The sequence below is a fragment of the Actinosynnema pretiosum genome, from assembly GCF_024171695.1.
Taxonomy (GTDB): Bacteria; Actinomycetota; Actinomycetes; order Mycobacteriales; family Pseudonocardiaceae; genus Actinosynnema; species Actinosynnema pretiosum.
This window is the reverse complement of the sequence record NZ_JAMTCF010000002.1, coordinates 214,961-238,885: the sequence shown is the minus strand read 5'-3', so window position 1 is coordinate 238,885 and position 23,925 is coordinate 214,961. Positions and strand designations below refer to the sequence as shown.

The window sequence follows — 23,925 nt, the reverse complement described above, 5'->3', positions numbered from 1 at the left end:
GCCGCGTCCAGGTTAAGCGGGCCGTCGTGAAGGTTTTTCGCTTCGCCCGGAGGTGACACGCGGGTCACTCCCCCTCGGGTCGCCTCCGGCGGGCGGCGGTCGAGCCGCGCACCACCAGCTCGGGCTGGAACACGAACTCGGCGTGCGGCGCGGGCGTGCCCGCGACCTCCTCCAGCAGCGCGTGCACGGCGGCCTGCCCCATGGCCTCCACCGGCTGGCGCAGCGTGGTCAGCGGCGGGTCGGCGAACCCGATCAGCGGGGAGTCGTCGAAGCCGACCACCGACACGTCGCCGGGAACCCGCAGGCCACGGCCCCGCGCGGCCCGGATCGCGCCGAACGCCATCAGGTCGCTGCCGCACACGACCGCCGTGCAGCCCCGGTCGAGCAGGGCGTCGGCGGCGGCCTGCCCGCCCTCGACGGTGAACAGCGAGTGCTCCACCGGACCGGTCGCGACGCCTGCCGGGAAGGCCGCCGCGAAGCCTTCGGCGAGCCGCTGCGTGGGCACGTACCGGGGCGGTCCCACGGCCAGCCCGACCCGCTCGTGGCCGAGCTCCAGCAGGTGCGAGACGGCCAGCCGGGCGGCGGCCCGGTAGTCCACCGAGACGAACGGCGCGGACACGTGCTCGGTGAAGCCGTTGACCATGACGAACGGCACACCGCGACCGGCGAGCTTGACGTAGCGGTCGGGGTCGGCTGTTGTGTCCGCGTGGAGACCGGACACGAACACGATCCCGGTCACCCCCCGGTCGACCAGCAGTTCCGTCAGCTGGTCCTCCGACGAACCGCCCGGCGTCTGCGTGCACAGCACCGGCGTGTAGCCCTCCCTGGTCAGAACCTGCTCGATGACCTGGGCGAACACCGGGAAGATCGGGTTGGTCAGCTCCGGGATGATCAGGCCGACCAGCCCCTGGGTGCGCTGGCGCAGCCGCAGCGGGCGCTCGTAGCCGAGCACGTCCATGGCGGCCACCACGGCTTGCCTGGTCGTGGGCGACACGCCCGCCTTGCCGTTGACGACCCGGCTGACCGTGGCCTCGCTGACACCAGCCTGGGACGCGATGTCACTGAGCCGAGCTGTCACTGTGTCACTCCTAGAAGCTCCGGCCTGAGCGCGCGGGGGAAGAACGCCACCGCGCGCTCACCGCTCCGCTTCCGTGACTTTACGGCCGGCGCGGTGGGGCGCTCGCAACCACCGCTGGGGCCATCCCGAAGCACTGCCACCCGTTCGGAGCAGTGCGCGAAAGAGGTTGCAGCGGTTTTCAGCAATTTACGCAACTGGTAAGACCAGGACACATCCCTGCACAACACCCCTGCACCAGAGGAGCCACCGTGGCACCCCCTGCACGGAAGATCGCCCTGTTCGCCGCCGGAGCCCTGATAGCCGGTGTCGTCGCCGCCGGGGCCACCCAGCTGGCCTCGACCCCGCCCACGGCCACCGCCACCCCGCCCGGCGCCAAGACCGTGACCGCGACCCTGTTCCAGTGGACCTTCGACCGGGTCGCCGCCGAGTGCACCGGCGTCCTCGGCCCCAAGGGCTACGGCTACGTCGAGGTCTCCCCCGCCACCGAGCACATCCAGGGCGGGACCTGGTGGACCTCGTACCAGCCGGTCAGCTACCGGATCGCCGGTCGGCTCGGCAGCGAGGCCCAGTTCCGGAACATGGTCACCACCTGCCACAACGCCGGGGTGAAGGTCATCGCCGACGCGGTGATCAACCACATGTCGGCGGGCTCGGGCACCGGGACCGGCGGCACCCAGTACACGAAGTACAACTACCCCGGTCACTACGGCGACCAGGACTTCCACACCTGCCGCACCGACATCAACGACTACCGCAACCGGGACAACGTCCAGAACTGCGAGCTCAGCGGCCTGTCGGACCTGAACACCGGCAGCGAGTACGTCCGCAGCGAGATCGCGGAGTACCTGAACAACCTGCTGTCGATGGGCGTGGACGGCTTCCGGATCGACGCGGCCAAGCACATGCCCGCCGCCGACCTGTCCGCGATCAAGGCGAAGCTGACCAAGCGCGACGCGTTCTGGGTGCACGAGGTCATCTACGGCGCGGGCGAGGCGGTGCAGCCCGGCGAGTACACCGGCTCGGGCGACGTCGACGAGTTCCGCTACGCCTACGACCTCAAGCGGGTGTTCACCAGCGAGAACCTGGCCTACCTGAAGAACTTCGGCGAGGGCTGGGGCCACCTGCCGAGCGGGCAGTCCCGCCCGTTCGTGGACAACTGGGACACCGAGCGCAACGGGTCGACGCTGTCGTACAAGGACGGCTCGAACTACACCCTGGCGAACGTGTTCATGCTGGCCTGGCCGTACGGCTCGCCGCAGGTGTACTCGGGCTACGAGTTCTCGAACAAGGACCAGGGCCCGCCCGCGCCCGGCGAGTGCTACAGCAGCGGCTGGGAGTGCCAGCACCGGTGGCCGCAGATCGCGAACATGGTCGGCTTCCGCAACACCACCTCCGGCACGGCCGTGACGAACTGGTGGGACAACGGCCGCAACGCCATCGCGTTCGGCCGGGGCGACAAGGGCTACGCCGTGGTCAACCGGGAGTCCTCAGCGGTGTCGCGGACGTTCCAGACCTCGCTGCCCGCGGGCACCTACTGCGACGTGCAGCGCGACGGCTGCACGGCCACGCACGTGGTCAACTCGGCCGGGCAGTTCACCGCGACGGTGAACGCCGGTGAGGCGATCGCGCTGCACGTGGGCGCGATGGGCAACGGGTCGAACCCCGGCACGGGCGCGGCGGCGTTCTCGGTGAACGCGACCACGGTCATGGGGCAGAACATCTTCGTGGTGGGCGACCACGCCTCGCTGGGCGGCTGGGACCCGGCGCGGGCGGTGGCGCTGTCCTCGGCGTCGTACCCGCTGTGGAAGGCCTCGGTGTCGCTGCCGGGCGGGACGCAGTTCGCCTACAAGTACATCCGCAAGGAGGCGAACGGGACCGTGACGTGGGAGAGCGGCGCGAACCGCACCGCGACCGCGCCCGCGACCCTGAACGACACCTGGCGGAACTAGCCGGAGGCCGGTCGCGCGGGAGGAAGCCCGCGCGACCGGTCCCGTGAACGCCCGAGGGGCGGTTGGCGCCTGCCAACCGCCCCTCGTCGTCCTACCGCCCCGTCAGCGCACCATGCTCCGCACCTGCCGCGCCGCCACCGACAGCGTCGCCAGGTCGAGCCGGTTCGCCCGGTTGATCTCCTCCAGCGCCGCCCGCGCCCGGCCGAGCCGGGACGCGTTGGCCTGCTCCCACGCGGCGATCTTCTCCTCGCCGCTGTCCTCCGGGTCGGAGGTGCGCAGCACGTCCACCGTGATCGCCCGCAGCGACGAGTAGAAGTCGTCCCGCAGCGCGAGCCTGGCCAGCGCGTGCCAGCGGTTCTCCCGCTCCAGCGAGGACACCGAGCTGAGCATCCGGTCGATGTCCAGGTGGTCGGACATCGCGAAGTACAGCTCGGCGGTCTCCTCGTGGCTGCGCTCGGCGCCCGCCGACGCGCTCAGCTCCTCGTGCTCGGCCAGCTCGGCGATCTCGGTGACGTCCAGCAGCCCGTAGGTGAACAGCAGCGTGGAGATCCGCGTCGCCAGCTCCTGCGGCACGCCGTGGCCGACCAGCCGGTCGACGTTGGCCAGCACCGACTCCTGCTCGCGGCCCTTGACCAGGTCCACCATCCTCGGCGTGATCCGCTCGACCACGCCCCGGAACCGGGAGATCGCGGCGCCGATCGCCAGCGGCTGCGGCCGGTTGGTCAGCAGCCAGCGGGACGCGCGGTCCAGCAGCCGCCGGGTCTCCAGCAGCATGTCGTCCAGGACCTCGCTGGGCACCGCGTTGTCCAGCTCGCGGATGCTGCGCCACAGCGACGGCAGGTCGTAGATCGAGGTGACCGCCGTGTACGCCCGCACCGCGTCGGTGGTCGACGCGCTCATCTCCTCGGCCAGCCGGAACGCGTAGGAGATGCCGCCGCCGTCCACGACCTCGTTGACCAGGACGGTGGTGATGATCTCCCGGCTGAGCGGGTGGTCCGGGATGGCGTCGCCGAAGCGGGCCCGCAGCTGGCTGGGGAAGTAGTCGGGCAGCTTGCGCGCCGCCGAGTCCATCGTCGGCAGGTCGCTGGCCAGCACCTCCTCCTTCAGCGCCAGCTTCACGTGCGCGAGCAGCGTCGCCAGCTCCGGCGAGGTCAGACCCTCGCCCGCCTTCTCCAGCGCCTTGAACTCGGCCTGGCTCGGCAGCGCCTCCAGGCCCCGGTCGAGCACGCCGCGCGACTCCAGGTCGGTGACCAGGCGGGCGTGCACGGACAGCATCGGGGCCGCGTGCGCCCGGCTGACGCCCAGCACCGCGTTCTGCGAGTAGTTGTCGGCCAGCACCAGCTGCCCGACCTCGTCGGTCATCTCGCCCAGCAGCTCGTTGCGCTGCCCGGCGTCCAGCGCGCCCTGCCTGACCAGCTCGTCCAGCAGGATCTTGATGTTGACCTCGTGGTCGGAGCAGTCCACGCCCGCCGAGTTGTCCAGCGCGTCGGTGTTGACCTTGCCGCCGGTGCGGGCGAACTCGATGCGACCGCGCTGGGTCAGGCCCAGGTTGCCGCCCTCGCCGACGACCTTGACCCGCAGGTCGCGGCCGTTGACCCGGATCGCGTCGTTGGCCTTGTCGCCGACGTCGCCGTGCGACTCGGTGGAGGACTTCACGTAGGTGCCGATGCCGCCGTTCCACAGCAGGTCGACCGGGGCGACCAGCACGGCCCGCATCAGCTCCTGCGGGGACAGCTTCACGGTGCCCTCGGGCAGGCCGAGCGCGACCCTGACCTGCTCGCTGACCGGGATCGACTTGGCGGTGCGCGGGAACACGCCACCGCCCTCGCTGATCAGCGACCGGTCGTAGTCGTCCCACGAGGAGCGCGGCAGCGCGAACAGCCGGGAGCGCTCGGCGAACGAGGGCGCGGCCACCGGGTTCGGGTCGAGGAACACGTGCCGGTGGTCGAACGCGGCGACCAGCCTGATGTGCTCGGACAGCAGCATCCCGTTGCCGAACACGTCGCCGGACATGTCGCCGACGCCGACGACGGTGAACTCGTCGGTCTGGGTGTTGGTGCCCAGCTCCCGGAAGTGCCGCTTCACGCTCTCCCACGCGCCCTTGGCGGTGATGCCCATGGCCTTGTGGTCGTAGCCGACCGAGCCGCCGGACGCGAACGCGTCGCCGAGCCAGAAGCCGTAGGAGCGGGACACCTCGTTGGCGATGTCGGAGAACGACGCGGTGCCCTTGTCGGCGGCCACGACGAGGTAGCTGTCGTCGCCGTCGTGCCGCACCACCTGCGGGGCGGGGACGGTGACGCCCGCCTTGAGGTTGTCGGTCAGGTCCAGCAGGCCGGAGATGAACTGGCGGTAGCAGGCGATGCCCTCGGCCAGGAACGCCTCGCGGTCCAGGCCGGCGTCACCGCTGGGGGCGGGCGGGCGCTTCACCACGAAGCCGCCCTTCGCGCCGACCGGGACGATCACCGCGTTCTTCACCGCCTGCGCCTTGACCAGGCCCAGCACCTCGGTGCGGAAGTCCTCGCGCCGGTCGGACCAGCGCAGCCCGCCGCGCGCGACCGGCCCGAACCGCAGGTGCACGCCCTCGATCCGGGGCGAGTACACGAAGATCTCGAACCGGGGGCGGGGCTGCGGCAGCTCCGGGATGGCCCTCGGGTTGAGCTTGACCGCCAGGTACGGGCGGGGCGCGCCACCGGCGTCGCGGACGAAGTAGTTGGTCCGCAGGGTCGCCAGCACCAGGGTGAGCAGGCTGCGCAGGATGCGGTCGGCGTCCAGGCTGGTGACGTCGTCGATCAGCCCGGTGATCCGGTCGGCCAGGCCGTCGGTGCGCTCGATCCGGGTGTCCTCGTCCAGCGCCGGGTCGAAGCGGGTCTCGAACAGCTCGACCAGCGCGGTGGCGACCCCGGTGTGCCCGAGGACGGCGTCCTCGATGTAGTCCTGGCTGTAGGACACGCCCGCCTGGCGCAGGTACTTGGCGTACGCGCGCAGCATGGCCGCCTGCTGCCAGGTCAGGCCGCCGCGCAGCACCAGGGTGTTGAAGCCGTCGACCTCGGACTCGCCGCGCCACGCGGCGGCGAACGCGTCCTGGAAGCGCACGCGCACCGAGTCGAGGTCCTCGCCGGTGAGCTTGTCCAGGGTGGCCTGCTCCAGGCGCAGGCCGAAGTCGTAGATCCAGCACTCGACGCCGTCGTCGCGGATCAGGTCGTACGGCCGCTCGTCGACCACGACCACGCCCATGCGCTGGAGCATCGGCAGCACGTCGGACAGGGTGACCCGAGCGCCCGCGAGGAACAGCTTGAACCGGCGCTCGCCAGGCTCGGCGTCGCGCGGCACGTAGAACACCATGTCCAGGTCGCCCTGGCCCAGCGCCTCGATGCGGCGGAAGTCGGACAGGCCCTCGGTGGCGGTGAAGTCCTCCTTGTAGGCCTCGGGGAACGCGCCCGCGATCCGCTGGCCCTGCTCACCGGCCGACTCGGCGCCCAGCTCGTTCGAGCGCGCGGTCTCGGCCAGCACCGCCTCGACCATGCGGTCGTCCCAGGAGCGCACGGCCTCGGCGAGCCGCTGCTGGATGCTCCCGGTGTCCGGGGTGGCGCCCTGGTCGGCGGACGGGTCGGTGTGCACGGTGAAGTGCACGCGGGCCAGCGCGGACTCGCCGATGCGGGCGCTGTACTCCAGGTTGACGCCGCCCAGCTCGTCGATCAGCACCTCCTGCATGGCCAGCCGCGAGGTGGTGGTGTAGCGGTCGCGCGGCAGGTAGACCAGGCAGGAGTAGAAGCGGCCGTACGGGTCGCGGCGCAGGAACAGCCGCAGGCGGCGGCGCTCGGCGAGCGCGATGACGCCCGTGACGGTGGTGTGCAGCGTGTCGCCGTCCACCGAGAACAGCTCGGTGCGCGGGTAGTTCTGGATGACCTCCAGCATCCGCTGGCCCGAGTACGAGTGCAGCGGGAAGCCCGCGCTGTGGATGACCTCGCGGACGCGGCGCTCGATGACGGGGATGTCCAGGACGTCCTCGTGCAGCGCGGTCGTGGACAGCACGCCAAGGAACCGGTGCTCGCCGCTGACCCGGCCCTCGGCGTCGAAGGTCCGCACGCCCACGTAGTACGGGTAGACCGAGCGGTGCACGCTGGCCTGGGCGCTGGCCTGGGTGAGGACCAGCAGCTCCTGGTCCGGCGCGCCCGCGTCGGGCCCGGCGGTGAGGGCGTGCGCGGCGGGGCTGTCCTGGCGCAGCACGCCGAGACCGGCCTCGTCGGAGGGGCGCAGGACCGGCTCGCCGCCCTCGGCGCGGACGACCTCGTAGCGGCGGTACCCGAGGAACGTGAAGTGCTCGTCGGCCAGCCACTCCAGCAGCCGCGCGCCGTCCTGCACCTCGTGCTCGGGCAGCGGGAGGCCGTCGTTCGGCAGCGACTTGGCCAGCCTGCGGGCGGTGGCGACCATGAGGTCGGTGTCCTCGACGACCTCGCGGACGTCGTCGAGCACGGAGCGCAGCCCGGCTTCCAGCTCGTGCGCCCGGTCGGCGTCGGTGAGCAGGTCGACCTCGATGTGCATCCACGACTCGGCCGCGGCGCCCTGCGGCGGGTCGGCCGGGTCGGCGGTGGGCAGCACCTCCAGGAGGGCGCCGGTGGCCGGGTCGCGGCGCACGACGACGATCGGGTGGATCACGCGCTGCACCTGCACGCCGTTGCGGGTGAGCTCGGAGGCGACCGAGTCCACCAGGTAGGGCATGTCGTCGGTGACGATCTGCACGACGGTCGCGGGGCACTGCCAGCCGTCCCGCTCCCTGGTGGGGTTGAGCACCCGCACCGTGGGACGGCCCGCCACGCGGCTCTCGGCGAGCCGGTGGTTGGAGCGCACCGCGCCCAGCAGGTCGGCCGGGTCGTCGTCGTTGACTTCCTCGGCGGGCACGTGCCGGTAGTAGAGGCGGATCAGCTCGGCGAGCTCCGGCGCGTTCTCGGCGGCTCTGCCGATCAATTCGTCTCGGGTGTGTTCAGGACTGGCCGCACGCGCGGCACCACCCGCGGCGTGGGCGGTGCGCTCGGAACGGGTCGGGAATCCAGTCGAGGTCATGTTCAGGCGACTCCACGCTATCCGGCACCTCTGTGTGCCGGGTCTGCGCACCACTTAACCAGACACTCGGAACTGCGCAGGCGGGACCCGCGTTTTTCACGAGCTGGATCGTTCACCTGATCGATCAGCCGCTTCCCCAGCAGTACCACGGGGTTCCCGGCGGCAAAGCACGGAAAACCGGGACCAGCGAAGTCATTTACCGGACTCACGCTGGTCACCGGCAGGAAACCTGGAACCTTATTAAAACCTCAAAGAATTCGTCTCACCTTTCGGGCGGCGCCCAGTCGTCCAGCCGCGTGATGATCCCGGTGCTCTCGTTGCTCTCCGCCCTGGCCCGCTGCTCCTCCTCGTCCTCCCGCCGCCCGGCCTCGTAGGCGACGAGGGCCTCGGCGAGCAGCTCGGCGAGGCTGAGGTCGCTCTTGGGCCTGCGGGAGGCGCGGGTGGCGCTGGGGGAACCGGGGACGGGGTCGGGCGCGGGAGCGGGGTCGGGGACGACGGGCAGGTCGATCGTCCGGCCGCCGACGACGACGGAGGTGACGAAGGGGTTCTTCTCGCCCTCGCCTTCGGCGCCGGTGGTGGAGCTGCCGCTGTCGGCGACGGCGCCGATGTCCGCGCTGCTGTCCGCGCTGACGTCGGCGCTGTCACCAGCACTGACGACGTCATCCCCGCCATCGCCGAAGCCGCTACCGGCGGGGTCCCCGAAACCGGTGCTCACGGCGGCGTTGCCACCGAAGTCCGCGCCGCTGGTGGCGCCGCCACCGAAGCTGCTGCCTGCGCCGAAGACCTCGTCGCCGTTCTCGGCGGCGAAGCGCGCACGCCAGTCGTCGAGCTCGGCGTACCCGCCACCGGACCACCCGGAGCTGTCCGAACCCCCGCCCAGCGGCGGCTCGGGCTCGGGAACCGGCGTCGGGACCGGTTCAGGCGCGGGGGACGGCTCAGGCGTCGGAACGGGCGGGATCGGGTCGGGCGTGGGAACCGGCGGCACCGTCCCACCGGCCTCGGCCCACCGCCGCGACCAGCTCCCGTCCCCGAGGCCGTAGTCGCTGCTGGTCGAGTGGTCCCCGAGGCTGTAGTCGCCGCTGGTCGAGTGCCCTCCGAGCCCGGAGGAGCCACCGGCCGCCCCGGAACCATCCCGCTCGACCTCAGGCCCACCCCGCCCCTGCAACGGCAGCCCACCGCTGGTGTCACCGGGGTTGTGCAGCCCACCGGCGCCGCCCCGCTCCCCACCACCATGCCTGCCCGACCGCTCCTCCTCGCGGAAGGAGCTGCCCGCGCTCCCAGGGTCACCACTCCAGGAGTCGGCACTCCGGGGGTCGGCGCTCCGGGGGGCGGCGCTCGCCTCGCTCGCGGCGGCGTGCGTCCCGCCGAAGAACGCGGCAGCCCCACCCGAGGCGCCAGCGTCCATCCCGTCGAGGTAGTCGCTCCCGGCCCCGCGCCCAGCGGACGAACCGGCGACCCGCCAGTCCTCACCAGCAGTGCCCCAGTCGGAGACATCCCGGTCCGAGGCGCTCCGGTCCGAGGCGCTCCGGTCCGAGGCGCTCCAGTCGGAGGCGCTCCGGTCCGAGGCACCCCAGTCGGCCGAGGTGCGGCTGTCCGCCCCCCGGTCACCCGAGCCACCGTCACCCGAGCCACCGCTGGTGGAGCCGACCCCGCCGAGCGCCCACTCGGCCAAGCTGAAGCCGTCCGCTCCGGAACCGCCCGTGGCAGAGCCACCCGCAGCGGAACCGCGCGCGCCGGAGCCGTCCACGCCGTGCCCACCGGCCGAACCGCGCGCGCTGGAGCCGTCCACGCCACGCTCACCGGTCACCGGATCGCCCGAGCCCTGATCAGCCGGGGTCGCGCCCCGGTCTTCCCCCGTGGTGCGGCTGACGGGGAAGGGGTCGGGCGCGCCGAGCGGCTTCCTGGGGTCGACGGCGGCCCTGGGTCGCGGGTCGCCGGGGAACTCGTCCCGCTTGGGGTCGTGCCCGTACCCCTCGGGGACGCGGGCCGTCGGGATCAGCGGTCCTTTGGCGAACGCGACACCGAGCCCGGACGGTTCGTCCACCGGGTACCCGTCCACGCCCACGACGGGCTGGACCATGGTCGGCGAGTCGAACATGTCCACGGCCCGGTCGTGCTTGTCAGCGGATCGTTCAGCGCCCTGGTCAGCGGCTTCCTCGCGGAAGCGCGCGGGCACCTCGACCCGCCAGGGAACCTCGTCAGCAGGGGGCACCGAAGCCTCCGTCCCAGCTCGCGCTCGACCGTCGTCACCGCCGTCGTCACCACCCTCGTCGGCTGCGGCCCGCCGTCGACCACCGGCCCGCCGCCGCCCGCCGAGCAGTCCGGCGGCCTTCAAGTTCTCCAGCACCCCGGAACCCTCGGGGGCCACACCGTCCACACCGTCCTCGGACGCCTCCCGAGCGGCCCTGCGCCGCCCGCTGCGCACCGCGCCGGAGGCGGCGATCAACCCGGCGGCCGACACGGACCGCTCCCCGACGGCATCGCTGTCACCTGCGGAAGCGGACTGCGCGGCGTCCGCGTAGGAGTCCCCACGAGCGGAGTCGGCTCGGGAGTCCCCACGGGTGGGACCCGCGCTCCCGGAAGCGGTGTCCGCCGGGTTCGCAGGAGCCGCGCCGGTCCGGGCAGCGGAACGGTCCTCCCGGTCATCGGACTCGATCCGGATCGGAGGGATCAACACCGTCTGCTCGGCGGCGGGCACCACCTCACCCTCCGACTCCCGCGACCGCCCCGCAACCCCGGCGCCGAACGCGGAACCGGGCGCGGACGAGCTGAACGGCAGGTTCAGCACCGGCGTGGGGAGGTGGCTGATGTCGGGGAGCCCGAGGTCGTCGTCGACGTCCTCGATCCCGCCCGCCTCGTCCTCGTCACCGCGCTCCTCGGCGGAAGCGGCCTTCGGCCACCCGGCCTGCACGGCGGACCGCCAGGAGTCCGCGAACTGCTCGACCCCGGACGGCTGACCACCGGCGCCGTCAGCGATCGGACCGCCCACGACCGGCTCAGCGGGCCCCTGCCACCCCTCGTCGTCCTTCTTCTCGCCCGCGAAGTGCGCGGCGATCCGAGCCGCGATCGCGGCCTGCGCGGCGGCGTGCGCGGCAGCCGAGTCACCTGCGCCACCACTGGTCGCCGCGGCCTGCGCCATCATCGCCTTGAGCGCGGCGACCTGGGCGGCGGTCGACTCCTCGACCTCGTCCTGCCCGTGCCTGGACCGCCCGCCCTCGGTCGCCGAGCGCGACGCGGGAGCACCCTGCCGATCGGCGCCACCGACCTGCGCGCCACCGACCTGCGGACCACCTGACAACCCACTGCCCGGCACTCCGCTGCCCGACAACCCGCTGTCCAGCGGTCCGCCGGTCGACTGCCCACTACCCGGCTGCCCGCCAGCCGACGGCCCGCCTGCTGACGGCCCGCCAGCCGACGGCTCAGCGTGGGCCTGGCCGGTGTGCGCCTGCCCGGCAGGCGCCTGCCCGGCGTGCGCCTGCGTCGAGTCGACGTCGGGCGAACTGTGCCGCGACGATCCGGGCCGGGCCGGGTGGTACCCCGGAGTCGGCTGCTCGGACCCGTGCAGCGGAGTCACGTAGTGCTCGCCGGAGTCCTGCGCGGCGTGCCCACCACCGCTCTCCCGCCCGTGCGCGCCAGTGGCCGACGCCCGCCCGGCCGCCGCGCCCCCTGGCGCGGAACCGGGAGCCTCGAAGCCCGCAGCGGTGGTCCCACCACCGGCGCCTGCCGCGCCCTGGGCGTCCTGCGACGCCGAGGTCGGCGAACCCGCTGCCCGGTGGGAAGCGCCTGCCCGGTGGGGAGCGGCTTCCTGGTGGGGAGCGCCTGCTTGGTGGGAGGCGGACGTCCGGTGCGTCCCGGCCTCCGGGCCGGCGGTCGGGCCGCTCCCGGCCGGCGCGCCGCTCCCCGTCCCGGTTCCGGGCGGGGGCGCGACCTCGGCGCCGGTTCCACGGCTGGCGCCGTCGGGGCGCGTGACGCGGTTGAGGAAGGGGAGGTGGCTGATGATGTCCGCCACCGACTTCGGCTCCGAGGAGGGCCTGCCCCCGCCGTCCGCGTCCGCGGGGTTCGTGGGGGCTGCGGGGTCTGCGGGGTCCGGCGCGCGCCTGCGCCCGCCCGCCTGGGCCGCCGCCGCAGCGGCGAAGCCGGTCTCCGACTCGGGCTGCGCCGGGTCGCCGAACGGGGAGACCAGGCGCCAGCGGTCGGCCGCGTGGGCCCGTGCCGCCGACAGGCCGTCCACCGTCATGTCCTCGGCGGCGCGCCTGCCGCCGACGCGCTTGCCCCTGGCCGCCTCGGGACGGGCCTGCTGGCCGGGGCGCCACTGGCGGAGCTGCTGCTTGGCCTCCGGGGTGAGCTGGCTGTCCGCCTGCTGCGCGGGCGCCTTGCCGTCCGGGGTGAGCAGGGCGGCCAGCTGGTCGTGCAGTCCGGACGGCTGGCGGCGCACGCCGGAGAACTCGGCCGCCAGCCTCGCCCGCACCGCGTACACGGCGCGGGCCCGCCTGCGCTCGGCCGCGTGGGCGGCGCGCAGGTCGACGAGCGCCTCGGACAGGTCGCCGGACACCTCGTGCACGTGGGCCAGCGCCAGCGTGCTCTCCGCGAGGAGGGTGTCCAGCTGGTGCCGCTGCGCGCTGTCGGCAGCGTCGCGCAGCAGCTCCCGCGCCTGGTCGACCCGCCCGGCGGGCAGGTGCAGCCTGGTCGCCAGCGCCACCCGCAACCAGCCGAGCGCGGACGCGGAGGGGGCCCGCACCGGAACCTCCAGCAGCGGCGAGCCCACCTCGGACGCCGCACCGGTCTCACCGGCGTCCATCAGCGCGCACACCAGCTCCAGCGCCAGCGCCGCCCGGACCTGCCCGCTGTCGGCGGTGGGGTCGGACAGCCCGTCGAGCAGGCCGAGCCCCTCCCGCGCGGACGCGGTCGCCGCCGACAGGTCGCCCCAGCGGCGCTGCTGGCCCGCCGCGGCGACCCGCAGCAGGCCCCGCATGAGCAGCGTGACGTCGTGGTCGAGCGACTCGTCCGCCAGGTAGAGCCGGTCGGCGTCCTCCAGGGCCTTGGCCAGCGCGGGACCACGTCCCACGGAGACCAGGCACTGGGTGGCCTGCACCAGCGCCGAGGCGCGCAGGCCGTCCGGGACGCCCGCCGCCTCCAGCACCGGCCGGACGGCGGCGAACCCGGTCAGCGGCGCGCCGACCGAGCGGGCGCTGCCCGCCAGCTCGACGCGCAGCCGCCACGCCGTCTCCAGGTCCTGGACGGCCTCGGCCGCCGTCAGGGCGTCCATGGCCCGGTCGGCCACCTTGACCTGGCGCTCCATCCGGTTGCCCGCGAAGACCACGATGGCCTCCGCGCGCAACCGGTCGACCTCGTCGCGGCGTGCGGTGGCGAGAGCGACCGCGCGCTCACCCAGCACCAGCGCCAACTCCGGCGCGCGCAGGCGCAACCTCCAGGCGGGCACCACGAGGGTGCTCACCTCGACGTCGACCTTCGCCGCCTCGCCCCTTGCCGCCACGTCTCCCCTACCAGCGATCAGTCCCGCACGAGCTTGCGCCGACCGGACCAGCGTGCTCCGTCGTCGATCAGTCCCGCGTGAGCTTGCGGTAGGTGACGCGGTGCGGCCTCGCCGCCTCGGCCCCGAGGCGCTCGACCTTGTGCTTCTCGTAGCCCTCGAAGTTGCCCTCGAACCAGTACCACTGCGAGGGGTTCTCCTCGGTGCCCTCCCACGCCAGGATGTGGGTGGCGACGCGGTCCAGGAACCACCGGTCGTGCGAGATGACCACGGCGCAGCCGGGGAACTGCTCCAGCGCGTTCTCCAGCGAGCCCAGGGTCTCGACGTCCAGGTCGTTCGTCGGCTCGTCCAGCAGGATCAGGTTGCCGCCGAGCTTGAGGGTCAGCGCCAGGTTGAGCCGGTTGCGCTCACCGCCGGACAGCACGCCCGTGGGCTTCTGCTGGTCCGGCCCCTTGAAGCCGAACGCGCTGACGTACGCGCGCGAGGGCATCTCGACGTTGCCGACGTGGATGTAGTCCAGGCCGCCCGACACCGTCTCCCAGACCGTCTTCTTCGGGTCGAGGCCCGAGCGGTTCTGGTCGACGTAGGACAGCTTGACCGTCTCGCCGACCTTGACCTTGCCCGCGTCGGGCTGCTCGAGGCCGACGATGGTCTTGAACAGGGTCGACTTGCCGACGCCGTTCGGGCCGATGACGCCGACGATGCCGTTGCGGGGCAGGGTGAACGACAGGTTGTCGATCAGGACCCGCTCGCCGAAGCCCTTCTTGAGCTTGTCGGTCTCGACGACGATGCTGCCCAGGCGCGGGCCCGGCGGGATCTGGATCTCCTCGAAGTCGAGCTTGCGGGTCTTCTCCGCCTCGACCGCCATCTCCTCGTACCGGTCCAGTCGGGCCTTGGACTTGGCCTGGCGGGCCTTCGCGCCGGAGCGCACCCAGTCCAGCTCGTCCTTGAGGCGCTTCTGGAGCTTCTGGTCCTTCTTGCCCTGGACCGCCAGGCGCTCGGCCTTCTTCTCCAGGTACGTGGAGTAGTTGCCCTCGTACACGTGGGCCCGGCCGCGCTCCAGCTCCAGGATCCACTGCGAGAGGTTGTCCAGGAAGTACCGGTCGTGGGTGACCGCCAGGACGGCGCCCGCGTACTGCGCGAGGTGCTGCTCCAGCCACAGCACGCTCTCGGCGTCCAGGTGGTTGGTGGGCTCGTCGAGCAGCAGCAGGTCGGGCTTGCTCAGCAGGAGCTTGCACAGCGCGACGCGGCGGCGCTCACCACCGGAGAGCAGCTTGACGTCGGCGTCCGGCGGCGGGCAGCGCAGGGCGTCCATCGCCTGCTCCAGCTGGGAGTCGAGGTCCCACGCGTTGGCGTGGTCCAGCTCCTCCTGGAGCTGACCCATCTCCTCCATCAGCTCGTCGGAGTAGTCGACGGCCATCTTCTCGGCGATCTCGTTGAAGCGGTCGAGCTTCACCTTGATCTCGCCGAGGCCCTCCTGGACGTTGCCCAGGACGGTCTTCTCCTCGTTGAGCGGCGGCTCCTGCTGCAGGATGCCGACGGTGTAGCCGGGCGACAGGTAGGCCTCGCCGTTGCCGGGCTTGTCGAGACCGGCCATGATCTTCAGCACGCTCGACTTGCCCGCGCCGTTGGGGCCGACCAGGCCGATCTTCGCACCGGGGTAGAACATGATGGTGACGTCATCGAGGATGACCTTGTCCCCGTGCGCTTTGCGCACCTTCTTCATGGTGTAGATGAACTCGGCCATAGCCGCGATCGTAGAGCGGAGCCGTTCGGGCAAGAACCTCGGTCGTCGGCAACGCGCAACCTGATCTTCCGGAGCCAGGACGCACAGCTGTCACCCGAACGGGGGCACCGCGCACCGGGTCCCGTGGACCCGGAGCCGTGACCTGCGAACGTCGTGAACTGCGCAGTTCTACCGGAATGTCAAGGACTGTCACCTGGACGTGGGCATCACCCGGCGCCGTCCACGACCTCCCTCCTCAGTGCTGCTCGTCTGCGGAAACTTCGTCACATTGTCCGCCGCTCGAACCCCCGGTGGGGCGCGATATCCCGGCGGTTGGGCTGTTCGGCTCAGAAGGGCACCGGGAGGGCCTCCTCCGCGACGGAGACCGACTGCTCCTCGGTGCGCGGCGCGAGCACGTCGGGCAGCGTAGGCGCTGCACCCGCCGACTCTGAAATACCGCGCCCGGCCGCGCCGGAAACCGGTTCGGAACCGACATCGGGACCGGGTTCGCCGCTCTCCCCCCGCCGGGGCGCGGCCCGGCACCACAGCAGGTTCGGCCCCACCGCGGACGCCTCCACCGACAGGTGGGTGCGCCGCACGTCGTCCGTGCGCAGCTCGTGCAGCCGCAGCTTGCCCGTCACCAGCACCGGGTCGCCCCGCCCCAGGCTGGCCCGCACGTTCTCCGCGAGCCCCCGCCAGCACGTCACCGACACGAACAGCCGGTCCCCGTCCACGAACCGCCCCAGGTCCCGGTCGTACCGCCGCTCCACGCTGACCATCCGGAACACCGCCCTGGGGTACCCCGTCCCCACCGTGCTCAGCGCCACCTCGCTGGCCACCGTGCCCACCAGGGTCACCCTCGTCTCGTTGATCGCCACCACGCACCTCCGCACCGCCGGACACCTCTTTCCCGTCCAGCTTCACCCCCGCCGAGCCGCGCGGAAAGCGGCGGGAACGGAGCTGTGGACAACCCGCACGCCTGTGGACAACGAGCCAAATGCCCAGGGGTTCCGCACCCGTCCAGTGGTATGGACCCATATGAGTGAGCACTCACTCCTTGACTTGAGTGAGTGCTCACTCATACATTGGCCCCATGCCCGAGGAGACCACCCCCAAGCGCAGGCGAGCACCGGCGATGAGCCAGGAGGAGCGCAGGAGCGCGATCGTCCAGGCCACCCTCCCGCTGCTCGAACTGCACGGCGCCAACGTCACCACCAGCCAGATCGCCCAGGCGGCCGGCATCGCCGAGGGCACGGTCTTCCGGGCGTTCAGGGACAAGCAGGAGCTGATCCACGCCTGCGTCCACGAGGCGCTGTCCCCCGAACCGGTGATCGACCTGCTCCACCGGACCACGGACCTCCCCGAGCTCAGGGACCGCGCGATCTGGACGATCAACGCCCTCTCCAGCTACCTGGAGCGGATGTGGTCGCTGGCGGGCGTCCTGCGCGAGAGCGGGTTCGACCCGCACGAGCGGAAGCACGGCGGCAAGCCCAAGAACCCCGGCGAGCACTTCGAGCGGCTGCACCGCGAGGCCGCCGCCGTGTTCGAGCCCGACGCCGACCGCCTCGCCGTCGAGCCCGCGCTCGCCGCGAAGCTCCTGCTCGGCCTGGTCATGGCCAACCGGGCCCGCCCCGGCGCGCCCACCACCGGGGCCGACGCCTCACCAGAACAGCTCGTCGATCTCTTCCTGCACGGAGCGCTGAGGGGGACCCGATGCACGACCTCATGATCGAAGCGGTGGACGTCGTCAAGGCGTTCGGCGACCAGAAGGCCCTGGACGGGGTGAGCGTCGCCGTGCCCAGGGGCAGCGTCCTCGGCCTGCTCGGCCACAACGGCGCGGGCAAGACCACCCTGGTCAACGTCCTGACCACCCTGCTGCCCCCGGACTCGGGCACCGCCAGGGTCGCCGGGCTGGACGTGGTGTCCGACGCGCACCGGGTGCGCGGTCTGATCGGCCTGACCGGCCAGTTCGCCGCCGTGGACGAGCAGCTGTCCGGCACCGACAACCTCGTCCTGATCGCCAGGCTGCTCGGCGCGAGCCCCCGCGAGGCCAAGGCCCGCGCGGGCGAGCTGCTGGAGCTGTTCGGCCTGGCCGACGCGGCCAGGCGCGCGGCCCGCACCTACTCGGGCGGGATGCGCAGGCGGCTCGACCTGGCCGCCGGCCTCGTCGGCCACCCCGACGTGATCTTCCTGGACGAGCCGACCACCGGTCTCGACCCGGCCAGCAGGCTCGACCTGTGGGGCATCGTGGAGAACCTGGTCACCGACGGCACCTCGGTGCTGCTGACCACCCAGTACCTGGACGAGGCCGACCGGCTGGCCGACTCGATCACCGTGCTGTCCTCCGGCAAGGTCGTGGCCTCGGGCACCAGCGCCGAGCTGAAGGCGCAGGTCGGCCAGCGCAGCGTCACGGTCACCCTGGGCAGCGCCGACGAGGTCGGGCGGGCGCGCGCGGCGCTGGAGCGGGCGGGCCTGCAACCGGTGCCCGACCCGGCCAAGCACGCGCTCACCTCGCCGGTGGGCTCCTCGCGCGAGCTGGCCGTCGTGGTCCGCGCGCTGGACGAGGTGGGCCTGGAGGCCAGCGAGCTGGCGCTGGGCGAGCCGACCCTCGACGACGTCTACCTCACCCTGTCCCGGCACGCGGCCTGAGCGCCCGGCACCCCGGAGGAGCCCCACCATGACCACCCTCGCCGCCGCTGCCCCCGCCCGGACCCGCTGGCGCGGCACCGGCTTCGGCACCCAGGTGCTCGTGCTGACCCAGCGCTCGCTGCGCGCGCTGGTCAGCGATCCCAGAATGATCATCTTCAGCGTCCTGCAACCCCTGGTGATGCTGGCGCTGTTCAGCCAGATCTTCAGCAGCATCGCCCAGACCCCCGGCTTCCCGGCCGGGGTGGACTACATCGACTACCTGCTTCCCGCGATCCTGGTCAACACCGCGATGCAGTCCGCGCTCCAGGCCGGGGTGGGGCTGGTGTCGGACATGAAGAACGGCGTGCTGGCCCGGTTCCGCTCGCTGCCGATCAGGCCGGGTTCGGTGCTGGTCGCGCGCAGCCTGTCCGACCTGGTGCGCACCACCGGCCAGCTGCTGCTGATGGTGCTGTTCGCGGCGGTGCTGTTCGGCTTCTCCCCGTCCGGCGGGGTCGTGGGCGTCGGCGCCGCGCTGCTGCTGTCGCTGGCCGTCGGGTGGGGCCTGGGCTGGGTGTTCCTGGCAGTGGGTGCCTGGTTGCGCAACACCGAGCTGATGCAGACCGTGGGCTTCCTGGCGATGTTCCCGCTGATGTTCGCGTCCAGCGCGTACGTGCCGGTGGGCAACCTGCCCGGCTGGTTGCAGGCGGTCGCCACGATCAACCCGCTCACCCACGCGGTGGACGCGGCCCGGTCGCTGTCGCTGGCCCAGCCCGCCGAGGGCGTGCTGTCGGCGCTGGTGGCGACCGCGGTGCTGGCCGCCGCCGGGTGGTGGGCGGCGGAGCGCGGGTTCAAGCGGCCGATGGCGGGCTGACCACCGGGCAGGCGCGGGGGCTCAGCCCTCGTCCGGCCCCGCTCCCCCGGCGCCCGGCTTCGGCTTCGCGGCGCCGGGTTCGGCGTTCCCGGCCTCGATCTCGGCCTCGGTCCCGGCCTTCGGCTCGGCGACCGCGACCGACGACCCGCCCCCGCCCGCCATCCTGCGCAGCATCTCGTTGTACGCCGCGAGGTCGGCGCCGCCGTCCGCGTCCGCCTTGCGGTCCGCGCGCTTGGCGTCCCGGCTGTCGGAGCGGGCCCACTGCGCGAGCAGCGCGACCATCACCACCAGCAGCGGGATCTCCCCCGCCGCCCACGCGATGCCGCCGCCGAGCCGCTGGTCCTCCAGCAGCGACGGCACCCACGGCAGCGCGAGCTTGCGGTAGAAGTCGCTGCCGATCACGTACTGCGCGCTCATCAGCACCACGCCGAAGAACGCGTGGAACGGGATCGAGGCGAACAGCAGCCCCAGCTTCCCCAGCGGCGGCAGCTTGTTCGGCGCGGGGTCGACCCCGATCACCGGCCAGTAGAAGACGTACCCGGCCATCAGGAAGTGCGCGTTCATCGCCAGGTGCGCCCAGTGGTGGTCCAGCGCCACGTCGTACAGCCCGGAGAAGTACAGCCCGTAGAACGACCCGACGAAGAACGCCAGCGCCACGAACGGGTTGGTCAGCGCCTTCGCCACCGGCGAGTGCACCAGCGCCAGCACCCACTCGCGCGGCCCCGGCGGGTTGCCCCGACCGGCGACCGGCAGTGCGCGCAGCGCCATCGTCACCGGGGCGCCCAGCACCAGCAGGATCGGCGCGAGCATGGCCAGCAGCATGTGCGCCTGCATGTGGACGCTGAACATCGCGGGCGAGTAGCGGCCGAGGCCCGACGAGGTCGCGAACACCACGGTCAGGCAGCCCAGCACCCACGCGATCGTGCGGCCGACCGGCCAGGCGTCGCCGCGCTTGCGCAACCGGCGCACGCCCAGCAGGTAGACGACGGCGGCGGCGAGGAAGGCGGTGCCGTAGACCAGGTCGAAGCGCCAGTCGAAGAGGATGCGGTAGAGCGTGGGCTCGCCCGCCAGGTCGTAGCCGATGCTCAGCTCCACCGGGCTCGGCCGGGTGCGGCCCTCGGCGGGCGGCGGCGTGCGGCTGAGGGCGGCGGCGAGGCCGATCGTGGCGAGCATCAGCAGCACCTCGACGCCCGCCAGCCGCACCAGCGCCCGCCCGGACCCGGTGGCCACGACCTGCTTGACGCCCTTGGCGCGCTGGAGGTAGCCGAACACGCCCAGCGCGAGCAGCGCGGCGGTCTTGCCCAGCACGAGCAGGCCGTACTCGGAGGTGAGGAGCTGGTCCAGCGGCAGCCGCACGTACGCGTTGACCACGCCGGAGACCGCCATGACGATCCAGCAGACCAGCGCGATCGAGGAGAACCGGGACGCGGCCAGGCCCAGGTGCTCGCCGCGCCTGCGGCCGTGCGCGAGCAGCGCGATCAGCCCGCCGACCCACAGCGCGGCGGCGACCAGGTGGTACAGCAGGCTGTTGGTGGCGACGTCGTGCGAGCCGCCGCCCGAGGAGTGCCCGGTCACCGCGACGGGGAACAGCGCGAACACCGACACGAAGAACAGCACGGTGGTCCAGCCCCAGGACAGCACCAGGCGGCAGCCGAGGGCGAGCAGCACGACGATGACGGCGGTCACCATCCACGCCTCGCTCTGCTCCACCACGCCCGCGACCTCGGACAGCACCGAGAGGTCGAGCAGCACGGACACCGGTTGCCCGAGCGCGTCCGCGACCGTGTAGGGCACGGACAGCACCGCGCCCGCCGTCCAGACGAGTGAAGCCCACGCGGCGGTGCGCAACGCGGCGTAACCATCGGCGGCGAGCGTGCCGGACTCCTGCGGCGGCACGAGGAACGCGGCCAGCAGCAGCGAGCCGATGGTCAGCACCGCCGCGCTCTCGGTCACCACCCTGACCACCACGAGCCCGGCGGCCGGACCGCCCACGAGCCCTGCTCCCAGCAGCGCGGCGAGCGCGACGCCGACGGCCAGCAGGGGGATCAGCCCGGTGCGGGCGGGGCGGGCGCTGGAGCGGACCTCGGTGGGGGACACGCACCGAGCGTAGGCGGACCGGTGAAGGCACCGGCAACCGCCGGACGGCTTCGACTACCTTGGGCCGGGTGAGACGCTCCCGATCGTGGCTCGCGCCCCTGGTGGCTGTGCTGACCGTCACGGGGTGCAGCTACTCCGTCAACGGCACCCCGGTCTCGGCGCCCGAGTCAGCCGCGCCCACGTGCCTGTCGGCGACGGCGCCCTCCTCGACAGCGCCGCCCAAGTCCTCGGGAGCGGCGGCCAAGGTCGCGCACGCCTGCTCGGTGGCGGACCTGGAGGCGTGCGAGCTGCTGTCCGCGAACGACATGAAGGTGGTCGGCGCGCTCGACGGCGAGCCGACCCCGAGGGACAGCGACCTCGCCGGTTCGTGCCAGTTCATGTTCAAGGACGGCTCGGCGACCCGCTCCAGCGTCGTGATCGCGCCGTACCGGCCGTACTCGGAGTCGCGGACGAAGCAGCCCGGCGGCCACGAGGAGCTCGTGGAGGGCAACTCGGCCTGGGTGTCGTGCGAGATGGACGACCGGGTGATGGTGTGCACCGCGACGCTCGCGGTGAGCGCCGACAAGAGCCTGCTGCTCGGGTACACCAAGAGCGCCGGGAACGCCGAGGAGATGACCGCGACGATGCTGGTGCTGCTCAAGACCGGGTTGGAGAAGCTGCCCCCGGCGTGACCTCGCGGTCGCGGGCGCGGCGGGCCAGCAGGGACAGCGGCGCGATGAGCGCGACCACGGCGGCCACCAGACCCAGCGACACGACCAGCGACGACACCTGGGCGATGCCGCCGACCAGCGGTGGACCGGCCAGGAAGCCGGTGTAGGCGATCGTGGTCACCAGGCCGATCTCGCGCTCGCCACCACCGCCGTCCGCGCGCCGACCGGCCTCGCCCGCCAGGTCCATGGTGACCGGGAACGAGAAGGCCAGGCCGAGGCCGGCGAGCGCGAACCCGCCGAAGCCCGCGGCGGGCAGCGGGACGAGCACGGCCAGCGCGAGCCCGGACGCGGCGACCAGGGCGCCGACCAGGAGCAGCCGGTGCGGGCCGAGGCGGCGCTGGACGGGTTCGCCGAGCAGGCGGGCGGTGGCCATGGCGGTGGAGAACGCGGCGTAGGCGATCGCCGCCGCGCCGTCCTCGACGCCGCGCTCGGTGACCAGGAACAGGGCGGACCAGTCGGCGGAGGCGCCCTCGGCGATGGCCGAGCAGAGCGCGACGGCGGCCAGCAGCCACAGCGCGGGGCGGCGCAGCGGGGAGCCGCCCCCGGCGTGGTGGCCGCGCTCGGGCGCGGCGCCGGGGATCGCGCGGGCGATCCAGGCGAGCAGGACCAGGCACGCGGCGGTGGCGACCAGGAAGTGCCGCAGCGGGGTCCAGTCCGCCGAGGCGGCTGCGGCGGCGCCGAGCGAGCCGATCAGCCCGCCGACGCTGAAACCCGCGTGGAACTGGGGCATGAGGGCGCGACCGGTCGCGCGGACGACCGTGACGGCGGACAGGTTCATGGCCACGTCCAGGGCCGCGTTGAGCGCGCCGACGACGAGCAGGACGGCGCCGAGCTGGAGCGGTGAGCCGACCAGGCCGATCGCGGGCAGGACGAGGGCGCCGAGTAGGGCGCTGACGAGCACGACGGTCCGCGCGCCGACCGCGACGCACAGCCGGGCGGCCAGCGGGGCGGTGACGGCGAGGCCGACGCTGGCGCCGAGCAGGGACAGGCCGAGGACGCCCTCGGTGGCGCCGGTGCGGGCGGCGAGCGCGGGGACCCTGGCGGCCCACGAGCCGAAGACGATCCCGTTGAGGGCGAAGACGGCGAACACGGCGAAGCGCGGGGTCGGCACGCGCCCCAGGGTGACTGAAGCGCTTCAGCAGGGCAAGGCTGACTAGGCTCGGGCAAGTGGACACCACCCGCCCCCGCAGGCCCACCCTCGACACCGTCGCCGATGTGGTGGGCGTGTCGCGCGCGACGGTGTCGAACGCCTACAACCGGCCGGACCAGCTGTCGGCGGCGCTGCGCGAGCGGATCCTCGCCGAGGCCGCGCGCCTGGGCTACGCGGGCCCGGACCCGGTGGCCAGGAGCCTGGCGACCAGGCACAGCGCGGCGGTCGGCTTCCTGCTCGGCCAGCGCCTGACGGCCGCGTTCTCGGACCCGGCGCTGTCGATCGTGCTCGACGGCCTGGCCACGACGGTCGACGGCCACGACCACTCGCTGGTGCTGATGGCCGGGAGCGCGGGGCCGCGCGCGGAGACCGTGGCGCGGGCGCAGGCGGACGTCGTGGTGGCGTACTCGCTGCCCGAGGGCGCGCCGGGCCTGCTGGCGGCGCGGGCGCGGGGCTTGCCGCTGGTGGTGGTGGACCAGCCGGAGGCGCCGGGGGTCGCGTGGGTCGGCGTGGACGACGAGGGCGGGGCGCGGTTGGCGGCGGAGCACGTGCGCGCGCTGGGACACCGGCGGGCGGCGGTGCTGACGTTCGCGTTGCACCCCGATGGGGTGACAGGCCTTGCCGACGGGGCGAGGCTGCGCTCGACACCGTTCCCGGTGGCGGGCCGGAGGGTGCGCGGCTACCTGGACGTGCTGGGCGGGGTTCCGGTGTGGGAGTGCCCGCTGAGCGACCGGGCCCTGGGCAGGGCGGGCGCCAGGGAACTGCTGTCGCGCCCCGACCGCCCGACCGCGCTGCTGTGCACGTCGGACGAGCTGGCGTTCGGCGCGCTGACGGCGGCGCGCGACCTGGGCTTGCGAGTCCCGGAGGACCTGTCAGTGGTCGGCTTCGACGACGTCCCGGCGGCGGAGCACGCCGAACCCCCGCTCACCACGGTGCGTCAACCCCTGGCGGAGAAGGGCCGCCAAGCGGGTGAACTAGCGCTGAGCCTGCTGGACGGAGCGAGACCGAGCGCCCCCGTGAGACTCCCCGTTTCACTGATCGAACGCGCTTCCACCGCCCGTCTAACGTGATTTGCGCCACTTCTGGGCAATTTGATCACTCTTCCACCCCCGGAACGGAAACGGTGAGCGCTTCCCGGACGATGTGTCCGGTGGGGCCGACCGC

General features: G+C 73.0%; 13 protein-coding genes. 6 read left to right on the top strand and 7 right to left on the bottom strand.

Annotated features, from left to right (window positions below; genetic code table 11):
* Window positions 1–64 precede the first annotated feature (64 nt).
* Window positions 65–1,078, bottom strand: a complete 1,014-nt coding sequence (locus tag LV78_RS04345; protein WP_253843424.1) for a LacI family DNA-binding transcriptional regulator — start codon at window positions 1,076–1,078, stop codon at window positions 65–67.
* Between the two features lie 248 nt (window positions 1,079–1,326).
* Between LV78_RS04345 and LV78_RS04340 the strand changes: the two genes are divergently transcribed.
* A complete protein-coding gene (locus LV78_RS04340) occupies window positions 1,327–3,027 on the top strand; it encodes a carbohydrate-binding module family 20 domain-containing protein (RefSeq protein WP_253843423.1) in 1,701 nt (566 codons plus the stop codon).
* Between the two features lie 102 nt (window positions 3,028–3,129).
* Here the strand turns inward: LV78_RS04340 and LV78_RS04335 are convergent, their stop codons facing one another.
* The 4 genes from LV78_RS04335 to LV78_RS04320 all read right to left on the bottom strand — a co-directional run bounded on the left by LV78_RS04335 (window position 3,130) and on the right by LV78_RS04320 (window position 16,183).
* A complete protein-coding gene (locus LV78_RS04335) occupies window positions 3,130–8,088 on the bottom strand; it encodes an NAD-glutamate dehydrogenase (RefSeq protein ID WP_253843422.1) in 4,959 nt (1,652 codons plus the stop codon).
* A 262-nt stretch (window positions 8,089–8,350) separates the two neighbouring features.
* Window positions 8,351–13,582, bottom strand: coding sequence for a hypothetical protein (locus LV78_RS04330; RefSeq protein ID WP_253843421.1), 5,232 nt, complete (start codon window positions 13,580–13,582; stop codon window positions 8,351–8,353).
* Window positions 13,583–13,649: 67 nt separating this feature from the next.
* Window positions 13,650–15,326: an energy-dependent translational throttle protein EttA gene (ettA, locus tag LV78_RS04325; protein ID WP_253843420.1), complete on the bottom strand. Its 1,677-nt coding sequence runs from the start codon at window positions 15,324–15,326 to the stop codon at window positions 13,650–13,652.
* A 326-nt stretch (window positions 15,327–15,652) separates the two neighbouring features.
* The gene (locus LV78_RS04320) at window positions 15,653–16,183 is read right to left on the bottom strand and encodes a single-stranded DNA-binding protein (RefSeq protein ID WP_253843419.1); all 531 of its coding nucleotides are present in this window, start codon (window positions 16,181–16,183) and stop codon (window positions 15,653–15,655) included.
* Window positions 16,184–16,398: 215 nt separating this feature from the next.
* Between LV78_RS04320 and LV78_RS04315 the strand changes: the two genes are divergently transcribed.
* From LV78_RS04315 to LV78_RS04305, 3 genes are read left to right on the top strand one after another with little or no spacing between them, the layout of a single operon-like run.
* The gene (locus LV78_RS04315) at window positions 16,399–17,034 is read left to right on the top strand and encodes a TetR/AcrR family transcriptional regulator (RefSeq protein WP_253843418.1); all 636 of its coding nucleotides are present in this window, start codon (window positions 16,399–16,401) and stop codon (window positions 17,032–17,034) included.
* Window positions 17,019–17,954, top strand: coding sequence for an ATP-binding cassette domain-containing protein (locus LV78_RS04310; RefSeq protein WP_253843417.1), 936 nt, complete (start codon window positions 17,019–17,021; stop codon window positions 17,952–17,954). The genes LV78_RS04315 and LV78_RS04310 overlap by 16 nt, the downstream gene beginning before the upstream one ends.
* A 28-nt stretch (window positions 17,955–17,982) precedes the next feature.
* Window positions 17,983–18,804: an ABC transporter permease gene (locus LV78_RS04305; protein WP_253843416.1), complete on the top strand. Its 822-nt coding sequence runs from the start codon at window positions 17,983–17,985 to the stop codon at window positions 18,802–18,804.
* 21 nt (window positions 18,805–18,825) lie between these two features.
* Here LV78_RS04305 and LV78_RS04300 read toward each other — a convergent pair whose 3' ends face one another.
* Window positions 18,826–20,901 carry a bifunctional copper resistance protein CopD/cytochrome c oxidase assembly protein gene (locus LV78_RS04300; RefSeq protein WP_253843415.1) on the bottom strand — a complete coding sequence of 692 codons (2,076 nt, stop codon included), beginning with the start codon at window positions 20,899–20,901 and terminating at the stop codon, window positions 18,826–18,828.
* A 68-nt stretch (window positions 20,902–20,969) separates the two neighbouring features.
* Between LV78_RS04300 and LV78_RS04295 the strand changes: the two genes are divergently transcribed.
* Window positions 20,970–21,572, top strand: a complete 603-nt coding sequence (locus tag LV78_RS04295; RefSeq protein ID WP_253843414.1) for a DUF3558 domain-containing protein — start codon at window positions 20,970–20,972, stop codon at window positions 21,570–21,572.
* Here LV78_RS04295 and LV78_RS04290 read toward each other — a convergent pair.
* On the bottom strand, window positions 21,538–22,722 hold the full coding sequence (locus tag LV78_RS04290) for an MFS transporter (protein WP_253843413.1): 1,185 nt from the start codon (window positions 22,720–22,722) through the stop codon (window positions 21,538–21,540). The genes LV78_RS04295 and LV78_RS04290 overlap by 35 nt on opposite strands.
* A gap of 56 nt (window positions 22,723–22,778) precedes the next feature.
* Here LV78_RS04290 and LV78_RS04285 point away from each other — a divergent pair, with 56 nt between their 5' ends.
* Complete coding sequence (locus LV78_RS04285; RefSeq protein ID WP_253843412.1) at window positions 22,779–23,831, top strand: LacI family DNA-binding transcriptional regulator; 1,053 nt, start codon at window positions 22,779–22,781, stop codon at window positions 23,829–23,831.
* Window positions 23,832–23,925: the final 94 nt, after the last annotated feature.

Excerpts from the sequence above, each read along its gene's own strand:
- LV78_RS04335 (WP_253843422.1), bottom strand. The coding sequence starts at position 8,088 with ATGACCTCGACTGGATTCCCGACCCGTTCCGAGCGCACCGCCCACGCC.
- ettA (WP_253843420.1), bottom strand. The coding sequence starts at position 15,326 with ATGGCCGAGTTCATCTACACCATGAAGAAGGTGCGCAAAGCGCACGGG.
- LV78_RS04315 (WP_253843418.1), top strand. The coding sequence starts at position 16,399 with ATGCCCGAGGAGACCACCCCCAAGCGCAGGCGAGCACCGGCGATGAGC.
- LV78_RS04310 (WP_253843417.1), top strand. The coding sequence starts at position 17,019 with ATGCACGACCTCATGATCGAAGCGGTGGACGTCGTCAAGGCGTTCGGC.
- LV78_RS04305 (WP_253843416.1), top strand. The coding sequence starts at position 17,983 with ATGACCACCCTCGCCGCCGCTGCCCCCGCCCGGACCCGCTGGCGCGGC.